This window comes from Peptoniphilus genitalis, assembly GCF_023614525.1.
Classification (GTDB): Bacteria; Bacillota; Clostridia; order Tissierellales; family Peptoniphilaceae; genus Peptoniphilus_A; species Peptoniphilus_A genitalis.
Genome location: NZ_CP097885.1, coordinates 1,787,812 through 1,804,842 on the forward strand (window position 1 = coordinate 1,787,812; position 17,031 = coordinate 1,804,842).

17 protein-coding genes and 1 pseudogene are annotated in these 17,031 nt (G+C 31.4%); all 18 read left to right on the forward strand.

What is annotated here, in order from left to right; all coding sequences use genetic code 11:
- Positions 1-33: 33 nt before the first annotated feature.
- The 18 genes and pseudogenes from M9426_RS08545 to M9426_RS08625 all read left to right on the forward strand — a co-directional run bounded on the left by M9426_RS08545 (position 34) and on the right by M9426_RS08625 (position 16,837).
- On the forward strand, positions 34-1,113 hold the full coding sequence (locus M9426_RS08545) for a carbohydrate kinase (protein ID WP_250341984.1): 1,080 nt from the start codon (positions 34-36) through the stop codon (positions 1,111-1,113).
- The gene (locus M9426_RS08550) at positions 1,103-2,026 is read left to right on the forward strand and encodes a pseudouridine-5'-phosphate glycosidase (RefSeq protein WP_250341985.1); all 924 of its coding nucleotides are present in this window, start codon (positions 1,103-1,105) and stop codon (positions 2,024-2,026) included. Before M9426_RS08545 ends, M9426_RS08550 begins: the two co-directional genes overlap by 11 nt.
- Positions 1,998-2,510 (forward strand): acyl-CoA thioesterase, encoded by a 513-nt coding sequence (locus M9426_RS08555; RefSeq protein WP_250341986.1) that lies wholly within the window; start codon positions 1,998-2,000, stop codon positions 2,508-2,510. The genes M9426_RS08550 and M9426_RS08555 overlap by 29 nt, the downstream gene beginning before the upstream one ends.
- A gap of 134 nt (positions 2,511-2,644) precedes the next feature.
- Positions 2,645-2,926, forward strand: coding sequence for a DUF503 domain-containing protein (locus M9426_RS08560; RefSeq protein ID WP_250341987.1), 282 nt, complete (start codon positions 2,645-2,647; stop codon positions 2,924-2,926).
- A 17-nt stretch (positions 2,927-2,943) separates the two neighbouring features.
- The gene (gene nth / locus M9426_RS08565) at positions 2,944-3,585 is read left to right on the forward strand and encodes an endonuclease III (RefSeq protein ID WP_250341988.1); all 642 of its coding nucleotides are present in this window, start codon (positions 2,944-2,946) and stop codon (positions 3,583-3,585) included.
- Between the two features lie 5 nt (positions 3,586-3,590).
- Positions 3,591-5,087 carry a VanW family protein gene (locus M9426_RS08570; RefSeq protein WP_250341989.1) on the forward strand — a complete coding sequence of 499 codons (1,497 nt, stop codon included), beginning with the start codon at positions 3,591-3,593 and terminating at the stop codon, positions 5,085-5,087.
- 122 nt (positions 5,088-5,209) lie between these two features.
- Entirely contained in the window at positions 5,210-5,791 is a 582-nt protein-coding gene (locus M9426_RS08575) for a hypothetical protein (protein WP_250341990.1), read from the forward strand.
- Positions 5,782-6,609 (forward strand): CvfB family protein, encoded by an 828-nt coding sequence (locus M9426_RS08580; RefSeq protein ID WP_250341991.1) that lies wholly within the window; start codon positions 5,782-5,784, stop codon positions 6,607-6,609. The genes M9426_RS08575 and M9426_RS08580 overlap by 10 nt, the downstream gene beginning before the upstream one ends.
- Positions 6,596-7,891 carry a 23S rRNA (uracil(1939)-C(5))-methyltransferase RlmD gene (rlmD, locus tag M9426_RS08585; RefSeq protein ID WP_250341992.1) on the forward strand — a complete coding sequence of 432 codons (1,296 nt, stop codon included), beginning with the start codon at positions 6,596-6,598 and terminating at the stop codon, positions 7,889-7,891. Before M9426_RS08580 ends, rlmD begins: the two co-directional genes overlap by 14 nt.
- 291 nt (positions 7,892-8,182) lie before the next feature.
- A complete protein-coding gene (locus M9426_RS09340) occupies positions 8,183-8,242 on the forward strand; it encodes an erythromycin resistance leader peptide (RefSeq protein ID WP_146743586.1) in 60 nt (19 codons plus the stop codon).
- Positions 8,243-8,299: 57 nt separating this feature from the next.
- The gene (gene erm(A) / locus M9426_RS08590; protein WP_000810833.1) at positions 8,300-9,031 is read left to right on the forward strand and encodes a 23S rRNA (adenine(2058)-N(6))-methyltransferase Erm(A); all 732 of its coding nucleotides are present in this window, start codon (positions 8,300-8,302) and stop codon (positions 9,029-9,031) included.
- 216 nt (positions 9,032-9,247) lie between these two features.
- Positions 9,248-9,772, forward strand: a complete 525-nt coding sequence (locus M9426_RS08595) for a phosphotransferase (protein ID WP_020999721.1) — start codon at positions 9,248-9,250, stop codon at positions 9,770-9,772.
- A 183-nt stretch (positions 9,773-9,955) separates the two neighbouring features.
- Positions 9,956-10,207 carry a cytidine deaminase family protein gene (locus M9426_RS08600; RefSeq protein ID WP_256466622.1) on the forward strand — a complete coding sequence of 84 codons (252 nt, stop codon included), beginning with the start codon at positions 9,956-9,958 and terminating at the stop codon, positions 10,205-10,207.
- A complete protein-coding gene (locus M9426_RS08605) occupies positions 10,198-10,890 on the forward strand; it encodes an MBL fold metallo-hydrolase (RefSeq protein WP_019108018.1) in 693 nt (230 codons plus the stop codon). The genes M9426_RS08600 and M9426_RS08605 overlap by 10 nt, the downstream gene beginning before the upstream one ends.
- Before the next feature lie 468 nt (positions 10,891-11,358).
- Positions 11,359-11,946: a type IV toxin-antitoxin system AbiEi family antitoxin domain-containing protein gene (locus M9426_RS08610; RefSeq protein WP_106460079.1), complete on the forward strand. Its 588-nt coding sequence runs from the start codon at positions 11,359-11,361 to the stop codon at positions 11,944-11,946.
- Positions 11,943-12,777: pseudogene (locus tag M9426_RS08615) on the forward strand (nucleotidyl transferase AbiEii/AbiGii toxin family protein). Before M9426_RS08610 ends, M9426_RS08615 begins: the two are co-directional and overlap by 4 nt.
- A 77-nt stretch (positions 12,778-12,854) precedes the next feature.
- Positions 12,855-14,945: an ATP-dependent nuclease gene (locus M9426_RS08620; protein ID WP_015777630.1), complete on the forward strand. Its 2,091-nt coding sequence runs from the start codon at positions 12,855-12,857 to the stop codon at positions 14,943-14,945.
- Complete coding sequence (locus M9426_RS08625; RefSeq protein WP_106460080.1) at positions 14,933-16,837, forward strand: UvrD-helicase domain-containing protein; 1,905 nt, start codon at positions 14,933-14,935, stop codon at positions 16,835-16,837. The genes M9426_RS08620 and M9426_RS08625 overlap by 13 nt, the downstream gene beginning before the upstream one ends.
- Positions 16,838-17,031 lie beyond the last annotated feature (194 nt).

Consider the following 17,031-nt stretch of genomic DNA (forward strand, 5'->3'; position numbering starts at 1 on the left):
TCATTTGACTAGAATATAAGTAAATGATTAGAGGTGATTTTTTTGACTCCAAGAGAGAAAGAAATTATAAATCTTTTGAAAAAAAATCCTGGAATGTCTCAGCAAGAAATTGCTGATGAGTTAAACATCACAAGGTCAGGGGTATCTGCCCATATTAATAATCTGATGACCTCGGGTTATATCTTGGGAAGGGGTTATATCTTAAGAGAGGACACCTATGTTGCTATACTTGGTGGCTGCAATATGGATATAAGTGGATCAACCTTTGATAATTTAAAAGAGAGAGACTCAAACCCAGGAAAAATTGAATACTCTAGTGGCGGTGTTGGAAGAAACATTTGCGAGAACCTAGCAAGGCTTGGGGTTAATACCAGTCTTCTATCAGTAGTAGGAAGAGACGATGCCGGCAAGAATATTTTGACGGAGCTCAACAGGATAAATGTTGACAGCTCAAGAGTTCTAATAACTGATGGCATCACTCCACACTATCTTGCAATCCTTGACGAAACTAGAGATATGTATGTAGCCATATCAGACATGGAACTCATAAAGAACATTGACAAGGATTATGTTGAGAAAAACAGAAAAATTATTGAGAATGCTGAATTCACAATAATGGATACAAATCTTGAAGAGGAGACTCTTGACTATGTCCTAAAAAACTTAAAGGGCAAGTTTTTGATAGATGGGGTTTCAACTAAAAAGGTAATGAAGATTAAAAACATGCTAGAAAAGATTTACTTCTTAAAGGTAAATATTTATGAAGCCCAGGCTCTTTCAGGATTGGAAACTGATAACATTGATATGCTTGGAGAAGACCTAATAAGTAAGGGCCTAGAAAGTCTTGTAATAACTGCTGGAGGCCAAGGATCATATTATTTTGAAAAAGATTTTAAGATGATGAGAAAGCCGAGAGAAGTTAAAATATTAAGTGCCAGTGGAGCAGGAGATGCCTTTATGGCAGGCTATGCTTATGGACTTTATAATGATTTAGAAATAGAAGAGAGAATGGCTGCAGCAGAAGCAGCAGCTAGGATAACACTTATGAGCTCAGACTCATGTTCAAAGGATATGAATGAAAATAATTTAAAAGGAGAAATTTATGATTACTAATGAAATGCTAAAAAAATATGTTGAGTACAGTGACGAAGTTAAAAAAGCTATGGAAGAAGGCAAACCAGTAGTTGCCCTTGAATCTACAATTATTTCTCACGGAATGCCTTACCCACAAAATATTGAAACAGCCAAGGCTTGTGAAGAAATCATTAGAGAAAATGGAGCTGTTCCTGCAACAACTGCAATTATTGGTGGAAAGATTAAAATTGGTCTTAGCGAAGAAGAATTAGAATTCATGGCAACTTCAAAGGACATCATCAAGGCTTCAAGAAGAGACTTTGCTTATATTGTTTCTCGTGGACTTAATGGAGCTACAACAGTTGCATCAACTATTATTGCATCAAGACTTGCTGGAATCAAAATCTTTGTTACTGGTGGACTTGGTGGAGTTCACAGACACGCTGAAACAACTTTTGATATCTCAAGAGACCTTGAAGAACTTGCATCAAATGACATTATGATAGTATGTGCAGGTTGTAAATCAATCCTTGATATTGGACTTACTCTTGAATATCTTGAAACAAAGGGTGTTCCAGTATTTGGTTACCAAACTTATCATATGCCAGCTTTCTTTACAAGAAAATCTGAATTTAAAGTTGACTACAACATTAAAACACCTCAAGAAGCAGCAGAAGCAGCAAATACTCAATGGAATCTTGGTTTAACAGGGGGAATTCTTCTTACAAATCCAATTCCAGAAGCAGATTCAATGGACGAAGATAAAATCAACAAGGCAATTGAAGCAGCTCTAGTTGAAGCTGAAGAAAAGGGAATCCATGGAAAGGAAACAACTCCATTCCTATTATCTAAGGTTCTTGAAGTTACTGAAGGAAAATCTCTTGAAGCTAACATTGCACTTGTTAAGAACAACGCAAGATTAGGTGCTGAAGTTGCAAAATATCTCTACTAATTCAAAAAAAGTTTCAGAATCAAAGGTAGTCTTCACATACGGTGTTATGCCAACAGACTTAAATACTGGAGGCACACTTTATGGACCAAGACTTTTTGAGATAGCAGACCACAGCTCTGGTACTTGTGCCATAAGACACACAAGGGGGAGAGTTGCTACAATCTCCTGTGATAGTTTAACTTTTTTAAGGCCAATTAACCAAGGAGACTTTTTGACAGCAACAACTTTTATCTCTGGAGTGGGCAATACTTCTGTAGAAGTTTTCACAAAGTTTACTAAAGAAGGTCCTATGACTGGAGAAACTGAGCTTGCAGCCTTTTGCTTTCTAACATTTAAGTGCAAGGGTACTGAGCCGGGAATGATTCCAGAAATTATTGGAGAAAGTCTTGAAGAGAAAAAAATCATTGAAGGCTACGAAGCGAGAAAACAAATTAATAAGATTAGACAACAAAACAACAAGGAATTAAGAGAAATCTTAAAATAAAATTAAGCTGTAAGTAACTTATGTTATTTGCAGCTTTTTAATTTGTATAAAATTTTTATTGAGAATATAGAATTAAGCATAGAAGAAGCCTTTTAATATGAAAATATTTTCATATTCATGTTATAATATTTATTATGATAATAGGAATATGTACTTGCGAAATTTTTATTTTTAATGCAAACTCTCTTAAGTCAAAGAGGTCTGTTGTTAAAAGTATTATCGAAAAATCAAAAAATAGATTTAATATTTCAATTGCTGAAGTTGGAGAAAATGACAAATGGCAAAAATCTATTATTGCCTTCTCAACTATTTCTAATGATCAAAAGATTGTTGAAGAAACCATTGAGAAAGTGATAAATTTTTTTGATTCCTATAGCGAAATTGAAATTATAAATATTAACAGAGAAATATTATAAAATTAAGGGGAATAAAGATGAAGGGAATTTTAAGCCACGATGAGGCCGACAAGTGCCTTGACGTCTTAGAAGAGACTTATCCAGATGCTAAGTGTGAACTCGAACACAAGAGTCCCTTTGAGCTCTTAGTGGCAACTATTTTATCAGCTCAATGCACTGATGTTAGAGTTAACAAGGTAACTGAAGAGATGTTTAAAAAATACAATAAGCCAGAAGACTTTGCCAACATGGATATAAAAACCTTGGAAGGACTTGTAAAAGAATGTGGACTTTATAGAAATAAGGCAAAGAACATTAAGGCATCGTCAAATGTTATATTGGAAGAATTTAATGGCAAAGTTCCAGAAACTATTAAAGATTTAATGAAGCTACCAGGAGTGGGAAAAAAGACTGCCAATGTTGTAGCATCAACTTGTTTTGGAGTTCCTGCTATAGCTGTGGATACTCATGTCTTTAGGGTTTCTAATAGAATTGGTTTTGTCAGCGAAAATAATGTAGAAAAGACAGAAAAAGCCTTGGAAAATAAAATAGACAGAGACAGGTGGACTAAGGCCCATCACTTATTTATTTTCCACGGAAGAAGATGCTGCACTGCAAGGAGTCCTAAGTGTCAGGCTTGCCCTATAAAAGATTTTTGTAGATATTATGAGGAGACATGACTTAAATGAAGAATTTAAGAAATAAGTTTTTTAACATAAATAATAAAGTGCTCATAGGTATAGCAATTTTTTTGATGCTTATTTTTATCTCCGTAATGTATTTTACAAGTGAATCTTTAAACACAGGAATTCATAGGGGAGTAAGAGTTGAAGATGTTGATGTGTCTAATTTATCTAAGGATGAAGCACTAAAAGAAGTCTCAAAAATTACTGAAGAAAGAATTAACAATAAAAAAATAAATTTTTCATATGGGGATAGAGATTTTCCCATTGCCCTAAAGGACTTTGGTTATAGCTTAAATTTAGAAGATGCTGTAAATGAGGCTTATAGTATTGGAAGAAGTAAGGGACTTTTTTCTAATTATTTAGATATTGTTTCTAGTTTAATTTTTAAAAAGAATATTATAGCGGACTCAAGCTTTGATGAAGGAAAAAAGGATGCTGTATTGACTAACCTAGCAAGAGAAATCCACAAAAAACCTCTTGACGCTCACCCAATTTTTAATGAAGATGGGACCATAACCATAGCAAAATCAGAAAAGGGCAGGTATCTTGACTTAAATGAAGCAAAGGGACTTCTCAATAAAGATATGCTTAATGAAGAAAAGATTGAACTCCCAGTTTATGATACAGAGCCCAAAATTCAATCAGATTATTATCAAGGTATTGATAAAGTTTTAGGTGATTTTAGTACAGATTATTCATCATCAATTAAAAATAGAAAAGAGAACATAAAAATTGCTTCAGAGAAATTCAACAACATGAAATTAAATCCTGGCGATGAAATTTCTTTTAACAATATTGTTGGAGAAATAAGTGAAGCTACGGGTTTTAAAAATGCAACAGTTATTGTTGGTGGAGAATATGAAACTGGAATTGGCGGAGGAATTTGTCAAGTTTCTACAACCCTATACAATTCATTAATTCTATCAGACTTAGAAATTGTTGAAAGACACAATCACTCTAGACCAATTAATTATGTTGATCTTGGAACAGACGCTGCAGTAGCAAGAGGTTATAAGGACTTAAAATTTAAAAACAATATAAATAATCCAATTATTATCTTGGCTGAAGCCGATGGACAAAAACTTGATTTTAAAGTTTTGGGAAATTCAGCTGAGAGGGACTACAAAGTAAAAATAATTCCAGAAAGACTTGGAGTTGTAAGCCCAGATGTAAAGACAACATATTCTGACTCAATACCAGAAGGCGAAACTGTGGTAAAGGAAAGTGGAAAAAATGGTTACTCCTACAAGACTTACAAGGAAGTCGTAAAAAACGGAGAAGTAGTAGAAAAGAAAGAAATTTCAAAATCTTATTATGTTCCTAAGAGTAAGGTCCTAGTAGTGGGTACAGGGATCTCTTCCAAGTCTAATGACGATGATGAAGACAATAATAGTAAGAGTAGTAAGAGTAGTAAGAGGTCAAAGGACAGCAAAGACTCAAAGAAGTCTAAAGACAGTAAAGATTCCAAAAAATCTAAAGATAAAAAGAAATCTTAATAAATAAAAATTAATAAGAGCTTAGGCTCTTATTTTTTTGAAATTTTAATAATCTGTTGACTTATAGACAAGTATTTTTCATTTAATAAATATAATGGAAGCATTTGTGATAAAATAGGTTTATGGGACTATTTGATATATTTAAAAAGAAAAAGTCAATTTATAAAATTCTTCTAGAAAATAATTTTGATTTAACAAATCTATCTGAGATAAACGATTTGAACTTAACTGATGGATCTTATGAACTTAGGGTCCTAAAGGGAGAGGAAAAAATAAATCACATAAAAACAAGAGAACTTAACAAGGCTCTTGATGACTATTATTTAAGAGATAATAAGGCAATTGAAGAGTTTGAAGAATTTTTTAAGGATAAAAAGGCTCTTGAAGCAGAGAGAAATTTTTTGACTTTCTTACTTCAAAAAATAGAATTTGACGAAAGCAAATTAATTGGCCTTTCAATTTTACTCATGAGAGATTCGAGAAATGAAGAGTGCGTGAAATTTGGTATGCTCATGACCAAGTACTACAATCTCAGAGAAGTGACAAGGGCTTATGAAATATTTTTGAACATCTTAAAACATCCAGCCTTTATTTATTATGGGATAGATGTTTTAAAGGATATAGATTACGGTATAATAGACGACTTGTATGAAGGCATGACAGAGATTGGAAAAGAAATAATAGAGGAGAAGGCATGGAATTAGGAAAAATACAAAAGTTAACAGTTGCATCTAAAAAAGATGGAAGAGTAAGTCTTAAGGACCAAGATGGAGAAAGAGTTAATCTTGCAAAAGGAGAAGGGGAAGATTTAAAAGTAGGCGAAGAAGTTGAAGCATTTGTCTACAACATCCACGAAGAATTTGAAGCAACTTTGAAAAGGCCCTTTGCTCAAGTAGGAGAATTAAAGAAATTAAAGGTTGTTGACAAGGCCAAGGTTGGTTACTTCGTAGACAATGGAATTGGCAAGGACATTTTCTTACCTTTTAAAGAATCCTTTGGAAGGCTAACAGTTGGCGATGAGTATCTACTTTACCTTTATCATGACAAGAGCGACAGACTTGCTTTAACAATGAATATAAAAGACAAGCTAAGCACAGAAGGGAACTTTAAGGTTAATGATATTGTCAAAGGAACTATTTATAGTATAGGCAGACCTGGTGCCTTTGTTGCCATTGATAATAAATACGACGGCATGATTCCTATAGAAGAAATCAAGGGAATCTACAAGGTTGGAGAAGAAGTAGAAGCAAGAGTCCAAAGAATTCTTCAAACAGGTTTTATTACTTTGACTTTAAGAGAAAAAGCCTATAAACAAATTGATGCTGATGCAGACTTAATTTTAGAAATACTTGAAGATAATAATGGAGTTCTAGAATTAGGAGACAAGTCAGATCCAGAACTTATTAAAGACATAACAGGTCTAAGTAAAAAAGCCTACAAAAGAGCAGTAGGTAATCTTTACAAAAATAGGAAGATAAATATTTACGATACAAAGATAGAGTTGAGACATGGCAGAAAATAAATTTAGTGGAGAAATTATAGACTTTGACTTCAAGGGTCTTGGTATGACTAAACTCAATGGGAGCCCGGTATTTTTAAATGGTGGCGTCATTGGTGATGAAGTAGAGTATATTATTACTAAGAAAAAGAAAAGTTTCGCCAAGGGAGAAATTTTAAAAATACTTAAAAAATCTAAGGACAGAGTGGAATCCCCCTGTCCTTATTTTAAAGATTGCGGTGGCTGTGACTTCCTAAATTATTCCGATGATAAGGAATTAAAATGGAAGGAAGCAGATGTAAATAAGAATTTAAATAAACTTGCTGGCCTTGATTTAGAAGTGGAAGAAGTTATTGATTCTCCAGACAAAACACATTATAGAAACAATATGCAATTTCAAGTTAGTGATGGAAAGATTGGACTTTTTGCCAAGAATTCTAAAGAAATTGTTCCTATAAAAACCTGCATAATGCAAAAAGATTCAGCTAACCAGGTTCTTAAAATAATGTGGAATTATAAAAAATTAAAGGACCTTAAGAGAATAGGAATTAGGACAAATTACAAGGGAGATATTCTTTTAATACTTGTGAGCAAGAGGGGAAGGCTTGAGATAAAAGATGTCTTGTCTGACCTCATAGATGCAGGAGTTAAGTCAATTTACTTAAATTATAACAAGGAAGATAAGACTCACTACTCACGGGAGTTTGAAAAAATTTATGGTGACGACACAATAGAAGAAAAACTACTTGGTATAAATTATAAAATTTCCCCAGAATCCTTCTTCCAAATCAATGGACCTGCAACTGAAAAATTGTACAAGAAGGCAATAGACTATCTTGAACCCAAAGACGATGACAAGATCTACGACCTCTACTGTGGAGTTGGATCCATATCACTTTCAGTGGCAAAGTCTGGACCTGAAGTCATAGGAATAGAAATTGTTGAGAGTGCAGTTGATGATGCAAGAGAAAATGCAGAGAAAAATAATATCCCTGCAAGATTTGTACATGGACCAGCAGAAGAAACTATAGAAAAACTTTGGGAAGAAGAAAAAATTGCACCAAATAAAATTATAGTAGACCCACCGAGAAAGGGACTAGATGAAAAACTAGTAAACTTTTTAAAAGAAAATCCAGTAGAAAGACTGGTATATATATCCTGCAACCCAGCAACCCAAGCAAGAGATTTAAAGTCTTTAAAAGAAGTGTATAAAGTAGAAAAAATATCAGTAGTAAATTTATTTCCAAATACCGCTCACGTTGAAGCAGCAATTCTGATGACGTATTGTGGTTTGGACAAGGAATAATAGGAGTCAACCACAACATGTAGTGGTTTGAGTACGAAAATTGGGTCAAAAACAGGCTAAAAAATACCGTTTTTTGACCCTTTTAAATAGGGCATTTGACAGATGACATTTGATGTTTCGGGATTAAAAATCCATAGGGTGAGGTAGATTAGCACAGAACTTTATTGAATAGAGAAATTAAAAGTTATATAATCAGTTGCATAAGGAGGAGTTAAATATGTGTACATGTATTGCAGTAGTAGATATTACTTTATCTCATTTATAATGAAAAAAATTAAAGGAGGTAAAGGTATGGGTATGTTTTCTATATTTGTTATTGAGAGATTTCATTATCAACCAAACCAAAAATAATTGGTTATAATGAGCTCTTAAGATTAGTTCATTATAAACGGCAAGGAGAAGGTTATAATGAAACAGAAAAACCCGAAAAATACGCAAAATTTCATTACATCTAAAAAGCATGTAAAGGAAATATTAAAATATACGAATATCAATAAACAAGATAAAATAATAGAAATTGGGTCAGGAAAAGGACATTTTACCAAGGAACTTGTGGAAATGAGTCAACGGGTGAATGCTATAGAGATTGATGAAGGTTTATGTCATGCCACGAAAAAAGCAGTTGAACCTTTTCAGAATATAAAAGTTATTCATGAGGATATTTTGAAGTTTAGCTTTCCTAAAAATACAGACTATAAAATATTTGGTAATATTCCCTACAATATTAGTACTGATATTGTAAAAAAGATTGCTTTTGATAGTCAAGCGAAATATAGCTACCTTATTGTAGAGAGGGGATTTGCTAAAAGGTTGCAAAATACCCAACGAGCTTTAGGTTTGCTGTTAATGGTGGAAATGGATATAAAAATTCTTAAAAAAGTGCCACGAGCATATTTTCACCCTAAGCCTAATGTAGATTCTGTATTGATTGTACTTGAAAGGCATAAACCATTTATTTTAAAGAAGGACTACAAAAAGTATAGATTTTTCGTTTATAAATGGGTAAACAGGGAATATCATGTTCTTTTTACTAAAAATCAATTAAGACAGGTGCTGAAGCATGCGAATGTTACTGATCTTGATAAATTATCCAATGAACAATTTTTGTCTGTTTTCAATAGTTACAAATTATTTCAATAAATTAAAAATAATTAAGCGTTCTCTAACTTTAAGAGAACGCTTAATCTTATTACATTGAAAAATGCATTCTATTATTTTCAATTATTATGATATAACATAACTATCATTTTACTTATTTGCATATTTGCACGAAAATATAGTTATCGACGACTATTCTGATAATAGCAACTAATATAGTCAATGATAACTCAAAATTTATTGATACAGTAGGTATATGTGCAACTAATTAGGGAAGATTTTATCTTGCCATTTCTGAAACAGCTAAAACAAGTATTGCGTAAAGAATGCGCCAGTCTTCCCATGGACTTAAAATGCTTGCTTGGGGCACACATAAAACCCCTTGAACAATCTATTGACAGAGTTGAAGGACTGTCGGAGATTCTAAGACGAAGTAATCCTAAAATGGCCCTATGCCATACAGATATTCATAATTGGAACTTGATGCAACGGGATGAGCAGTTAGTTCTAATTGACTGGGAAGGCTTGAAATTGGCTCCAGTAAAAGCTGATCTCATGTTTTTTGTTGATAAGCCATATTATGATGTATTTATGAACATATACCTGAAATTACACAAAGATTTTTTAATCAATACGGATGCTTTGTTATTCTATCATATTAGACGTAAACTAGAAGATATATGGGAGTTTATTGAACAACTTTTATATGACAATCAAGAGGATAAGGAAAGAAATGAAACTATAAAAGTTCTTGATGGTGAACTGAATAACTTAGTGTTTTGAAAAAAGAATAACGTATTATTAAGCTAAATAATATTGGAGAAGAAAATGAATAAACAAGAATTATATCAAATTGCTTTCAGTATAATTAATCATAAAAAGTTACGGAACTTTGGAACTTCAGGGCATGTTGCGTGCGCGTTGGAGACAAATAGCGGTAACATCTTTACATGAATATGCATTGACTTGCCCTGTTCTATTGGCTTATGCGCTGAACAGTCAGCTATTGCTGAAATGGTAAAGAACAATGAAACTGCAATCAAAAGGATTATCGCTGTATTTGAAGATGGGAGTATACTTCCACCATGTGGAAGGTGCAGAGAGTTTATTGCACAGATAGATAATCAAAATATAGAGACCCAAATTGTATTACCTGAAATGGAAGAAGTGTTGCTGAAAGATTTATTACCAGAAAGGTGGGATGGCAAATGGAACTGAAAAAGATAACTAGCAGGGTCTTTTATTATCCACATCAACCAGAAACTGATAGGCCTATGTTGGCATACTTAAATGGAGATAAAATTGCACTTGCCATTGATGCAGGAAATTCAGCAGACCATGTTGATGAATTTTATAAATCCCTAGAAATCGAGGACCTAAAGAAGCCAGATTTTACTGTCATCACTCATTGGCACTGGGACCATACCTTTGGAATGCATAAAATTCACGGATTGTCCATTGCACACCATAAAACCAACGAGTTTTTGAAACAGGAAAGAGCCAAACTATCTGACAGTGCATATATAAAATTTTTGATAAATGATGATGAGTGCCTAGCTAGAGAATATGTAGATAATAAAAGAATTATTGCCGTTCTATCGGATATCCAATTTGAAAAAGAGCTTACCCTTAATCTCGGTGGAATAACCGCAATGATTTTTCATACGGTTTCACCCCATTCGGAAGATACGGTGCTTATCTATATTCCTGAGGAAAAAATATTGTTCTTGGGAGATTCAACAAGCGAGGATTTCTACAATGATGGGTATATGGATAAAGAAAAATTAATGTCATTAACAAATTTGATAGAAAGTTTCGACTGTAAGTATTGTATTTTAAGTCATGCAGAGCCTCTAACTAAATCAGATTTATTAGATTACTTAAAATCCATTCTAAAATAATAATCCATGAGGTGTATTGATATGTTCCCGTCTACCGATAGCCCCAAAAACGCAGTGGATATGTTCCCGAGAACGGACACACTCAAATGACATTCATTCTATCCTCTCAAGCCATGTGGAAGCTATAGCGTTGATACAAAAGATATAAATTTAGAAATCCTGCATTTTAAGCAGTTTTATAAGCATTTTGTCTTTGATAAAGATGAAGAAGGATACGTCAAAAAGACTCAAAAAAACTACATGGATGTAAGAGTAGTTTTAAAACTAGTATGAGGAAACACAAAGAAAAAATTAATAAGATAAACTCATTTTGTACTTTCTATAAGAGTAGCTTAAAAGGCTGCTCTTTTTTATTGAAGGGAGTAAGGATTCGTTACATCCTTCTCAAAATATAAATTACTCATAGCCCAGCTTTACATATTCGCTTTTATAACATATAATAAAAGCGTAAACGAGAGGAGGCGGACTATGAATACACTTAAAGAATATATCCAAGAAAATTTAGTGATAACCAACAAAGAAGCAGAAGAACTTGGATATACTAGGCATAATTTATCAGAATTAACAAAGAGTGGACAGTTGGAAAGATTAAGACCAGGACTATATCAATTAAAAGGAAAAGTAATAGACGATTTTGTTTTAATATCATCAAATAGTAATCGAATTATATTTTCCCATCAAACAGCCCTATATCTACATGACTTATCAGATAGGACCCCAAATGTATTTCATATATCTGTACCTCAAGGCTACAATGCCAGCCATATCAAAAAAAGATATGAGGATCTACAAGTTCACTATGTAAAAAAAGATTTATACGAACTAGGAAAGGCAGAAATAAAATCACCACAAGGCAACCTTATCCCAGTTTATGATATAGATCGAACAATTTGCGATATCATAATCGACAGAGAAAAAATAGATAAACAAATTTTTACAGAAGCAATAAAAAGATACTTTAAATCACCAAATAAAAATCTAAGACGATTAATAAAATACAGCAGACTATTTAAAATAGAAAATGAAATTAGAAAATACATGGAGGTATTATCATGATTAATATCGAGAGTATAAAGGGAAAGATAAGAAGTTTAGCAGAGAAGAAGAATTTGAAATCGCAAGAAGTTTTGCAAATATATTTCTTTGAAAGATTTTTAGAAAGACTATCTAAATCATAATACAAAAATAATTTTGTAATAAAGGGAGGATTCCTCATATCATCCTTAATCGGCATTGAAAATAGAACAACTATGGACATGGACACAACCATAAAAGGCATACCCCTAAAAGAAGAAAAAATAAAAGAAATCGTAGATGAAATTATAAATATAGATGTCGATGATGGAATAAAATTTGAAATAAAAGACATCTCTTATATTAGAGAAGAGGATGAGTACGAGAACTTTAGAATTTCACTAATAGCAAATGTTGGAAAAACTAAAAACACAATGAAACTTGATCTAACAACAGGAGATGCAATAACACCAAGAGAAATAGAATACACCTATCCATGTATCTTTAGCAAAGAAAATATAAAAATAATGGCATACCCATTAGAAACAATTTTAGCTGAAAATACGAAACAATAATCAGAAGAAATATAACAACCACACGAATGAGAGACTTTTAAGACCTATACACCCTCTACAAACTAAAAAAGACCAGATAAACTATAAAGTTTTAAAAGAAGCAGTAGAGAGAACCTCAAACAAAAGAAGAAGTGATGAGATAATGCAAGACTATGAGGAAATAATAGAGTACATAAAAGAAGATTCATACCTGAGATCATTGTGGGAAGTATATCTGAGTGAAAATAAATATATTGGAGATTTAACCTTTGATAAGGTTGTTGATGTAGTGAGAATCGTCTCGAAAACAACAAGTTGATCTAAGTAGACAAAGGATTTTTAGGAAAATAAATATAAAAGAAAAGTTTGATTTAGAAGGTAAAGAGGAGTATTAAAATGATTTTAAAAAAGATGAAAGTCAAAAACTTTAGATTATTAAAAAATTTTGAGTTAAATTTTAAAGATGAATTGTCGCTAGTTATAGGTAAAAATAATTGTGGAAAAACATCATCTATTATTGTTTTAGATAAAATGCTAAATTCATCTAAATTATTTTGGGAAGATATAAATTTAGAATGCCAGAAAGATCTCTATAAAAAAATAATTGGTTTTGATATAACAAAGCTGGATGAAGTTCAATTATTAGAAACTATTAATATGCAATTATTCATTGAGTATAATGATAATGATTCATATGAGAATATTCAAAAATTCATGATGGACTTAAATCCAGATAATAACATAATAGTTTTAGAATTTATTTCGGTAATAGCTGCAAAAAAAATCATAGAATTAAAAAACATTATTAGTGAAAAAAATATTGAAGATTTTAAATCATTTTCCAAATTTATGAGTAAGAATTTTGCAAACTTCTTTGAAACGAAAAAATATTCAAGAGGGTTTGATGTTGAAGCAAACAAAACAACGCAAGATAGATCAGAAGAAATTGATAATAAAGATATTCAAAAAGTCATTAAAGTGGCAGGAATAAGAGCTGATCGAGCGGTTTCTAATGATGATCGTAATCATGTTTTATCAGGTTTAACTGGTAAATATTTCAGTTCTTATAAAGCTGCAAAAGATGAAAGTGAATCGGTATTTACAAGACTTGAAGAAAAATTGGAGGAAGCCGATAAAGAATTATATAAGATTTACAATGGAGAAAAAAGTGAAGGTGAAGAACCCATTGATGGTATTTTTAGTGATGTTATAGATGTTATTAAAACTTATGGTGGTGCAGAAAATGGAATTGATATAGCAATAGAGTCATCTATTTCAGAGAAAAATTTATTGTCAGATAATACAAACTTAAGTTATAGACAAGGGGGAGATTATTCGCTTCCAGAAACATATAATGGATTGGGGTATTTAAATTTAATTGGTATTTTATTTGAGATTGAAACCAATATACAGGAATTGTTTGAACAACCAGCAGATATAAATCTCTTATATATTGAAGAACCTGAAGCACATACACACCCTCAGTTACAGTATATATTTATAAGGAATATTAAATCTCATATCAAAGCACATAGAAATAAGTTGTTGAAAGAAAAGAATAAGCAGTTGCAGATTTTAATCACTTCGCATTCATCACATATAGTTTCTGAATGTAACTTTGATGACATTATATATTTGAAGAAAAACGGGAATACGGTCATAGCTAAGAGCTTTAATTCTTTAAAAGAAGAGTATGGTGGAGATGAACAGAAAGGATTTAAGTTTGTAAAACAATATCTGACAATGAATAGAAGTGAACTATTCTTTGCGGATAAAGCTATTTGTATAGAAGGAGATACCGAACGAATTTTAATGCCAGTGATGATGCATAAAATTGATAATAAAGAAAAGCCAAGAGCAGATATTATACCACTATTATCACAGAATATTTCTATAATAGAAGTTGGAGCGCATTCTCATATATTTATGCCTTTATTTTCCTTTTTAGGAACAAAAGTTTTGTTTGTTACGGATATTGACTCTGTTAAAGCTGAAAAGAAAATAGATAAAAATGGAAAAGAAAGAACTGTATATACGAGTTGTCACCCCGATGAGGGAACACATACAAGTAACGCATCAATAAAAGAATTTTTTAAAGATACTGGAATTGATACATCGAATAATCAATTTAAGGAACTTGTAGGGAAAAATGCTGAGGATAAAATTAAAGATAATATGAGAATGGCCTATCAAATACCAGAATCTTATGGTGAGTATCAAGCGAGTAGTTTTGAAGATGCATTTATAGCACTAAATAAAGACTTTATATTAAAAAACAAAGAAGGGTTTTATCAATATGGAGCTTTAAAAGATTTTTCGAATGATGAAATAGAAAATGGTGATTATTATAATTTTGCTTTGAATAATGTGAAAAAGAAATCGGCATTTGCATCAAGCTTATTGTATTTTGATAATGAGAATGGCGAAGAAGATGAAAAATGGGCAGTTCCACATTATATTGAGGAGGGCTTATTATGGATACGCTAACATTGGAAAAAGAAGTATTAGAAGCTCTTGAATGTATAAAAAATGGTGAAAATTTTATTTTAGAAGGTGGAGCAGGTAGTGGAAAAACATACTCCTTAATTTCCTTAATAAATGCACTCACAGAGGAATTACCAGATATAAAGATAGTATGCATTACATATACAAATAATGCAGTTGCCGAAATTTTATCAAGAATAGAAAATGAAAATATTTGGGTTTCAACAATACATGAGTTTATATGGTCTCTTATCAGAAAATATCAGAATGAAATAAAAAATATTTTAGTTGAGCTTATTAACGATGATAATGAAAAGAACTTTAAAAAGCCAAAAGATTTTTCTGAGGATTTAATTTCTCAAGAATATTTCGAAAATCTTTATGTAGATTATGATGAGTATTATTCTGTAACGGCAAATGAAGAAAATAGAGTGAAAATCAGCCATAATCACATTTTGATTGTTGCAGAGAAAATGTTTGAGAAATATAAAAAAATAGCGGACATTTTAAAGGATATTGCAGATTGTATTTTTGTTGATGAATATCAGGATACAAGTCCTTTAGTTGCTGATATTTTACTAAAGCATCTTGAGCAAAGCGATAAGAAAAATGTAATTGGTTTTTTTGGAGATTCAATGCAGTCTATATATGACGACGGAGTTGGTAATTTAAATCAATATAATTTAACTAAAATAGTAAAGACGCAAAACCGAAGAAATCCAAGAGTTGTAATCGAAGTAGCCAATAAGTTTAGAGATGATGATATTGAGCAAAGACCTTCAGAAGATATAAATGCACCTAATATGGAAAATGGTACTATTAGAGAAGGTAGTATTAAATTTTTATATGGAACTGAAATAAATGATTTTATAAGTGTAAAGGGGAAGAATATTTTTGAATCTTGGGATTTTTCTGATGGAAAACAAACAAAAGAGTTAAGGCTAACACATAAATATAATGCTGAAATGACTGGCTTTAAAGACTTATATGATCTATATAATGCTGATTTGATAACTAAGCTTATAAGTGGGATAAAGAAAAAAATTGATAAGGGAAATTTAGACTGTAATAAGACTTTGGGAGAAATAACGTTAGAGGTAAAACCGACATATAACAAAGTGGAGCTGTTAGATCAAATTAACGGAAATGAAATTTATCAGTCAATATATAGTGTTTTAGAAGATATGTCATGGGAAGAAGCTTACGAAAAATGTAGAATCACTAAGGAATCACTCATGTCATATAAATTAAATGGAATGAGTGGTAGATATGAAGCTAATTCTTATAGAGATAGGATTTTACGCAGATTAGATATATTAGAGGAGATTATTGAATTATATGAGGCTAATAGATTTAATGATTTTCTACGAATAACAAAATTTTCTATTCATAATAGAAATGATAAGATTTGCCTTAAGCAAGCAATTGATTATCTTGTAAGTGAAGATAATCAAACGATAGAAAATGTATTAAAATTTGCGGAAGTAAAAGGGTTACTCAAAGAAGATGAATTGTTTAGTGATTATATTTCAAATAAAGGGTTTTATTTATGGGAGAGAATAAAAAAGATAACATTTAATCAATATAGAAAAAGTGTTTTATATTTAAAAGAATTTTCACCAATTTGTACTCAACATAGTGTTAAAGGTAGTGAATATGACAATGTATTGCTTGTATTAGAGTCTGATTGGAATAAATATGACTTTAGAACATTATTTGGGAAAGGATCTCCGAACTCTAATGTTCAGAAACGTACAAAAAAATTATTTTATGTATGTATAACAAGAGCAAAAAAGAATTTAATAATATATATGCCTACTGATGATTCTGACATATTAGAAAAAGCTAAAGAGTATTTTGGAGAAGAAAATGTTATAGAACTCTCTTCGATTTAATTGAAAAGTAGGTACTATTTCTACTTATGTTTTATGCTGCTTTTTAATATTATTCTATAGAATGAAAAAAGATAATTACTATTTTTATTTTAAGAATACTCTTGCATGAGGGTATTCTTTTTTTATTGTATTTACTAGAATACTATATTTAAGTTCGGAAAGATACTTTTCAAATCATGTAGATTGATTTGAAA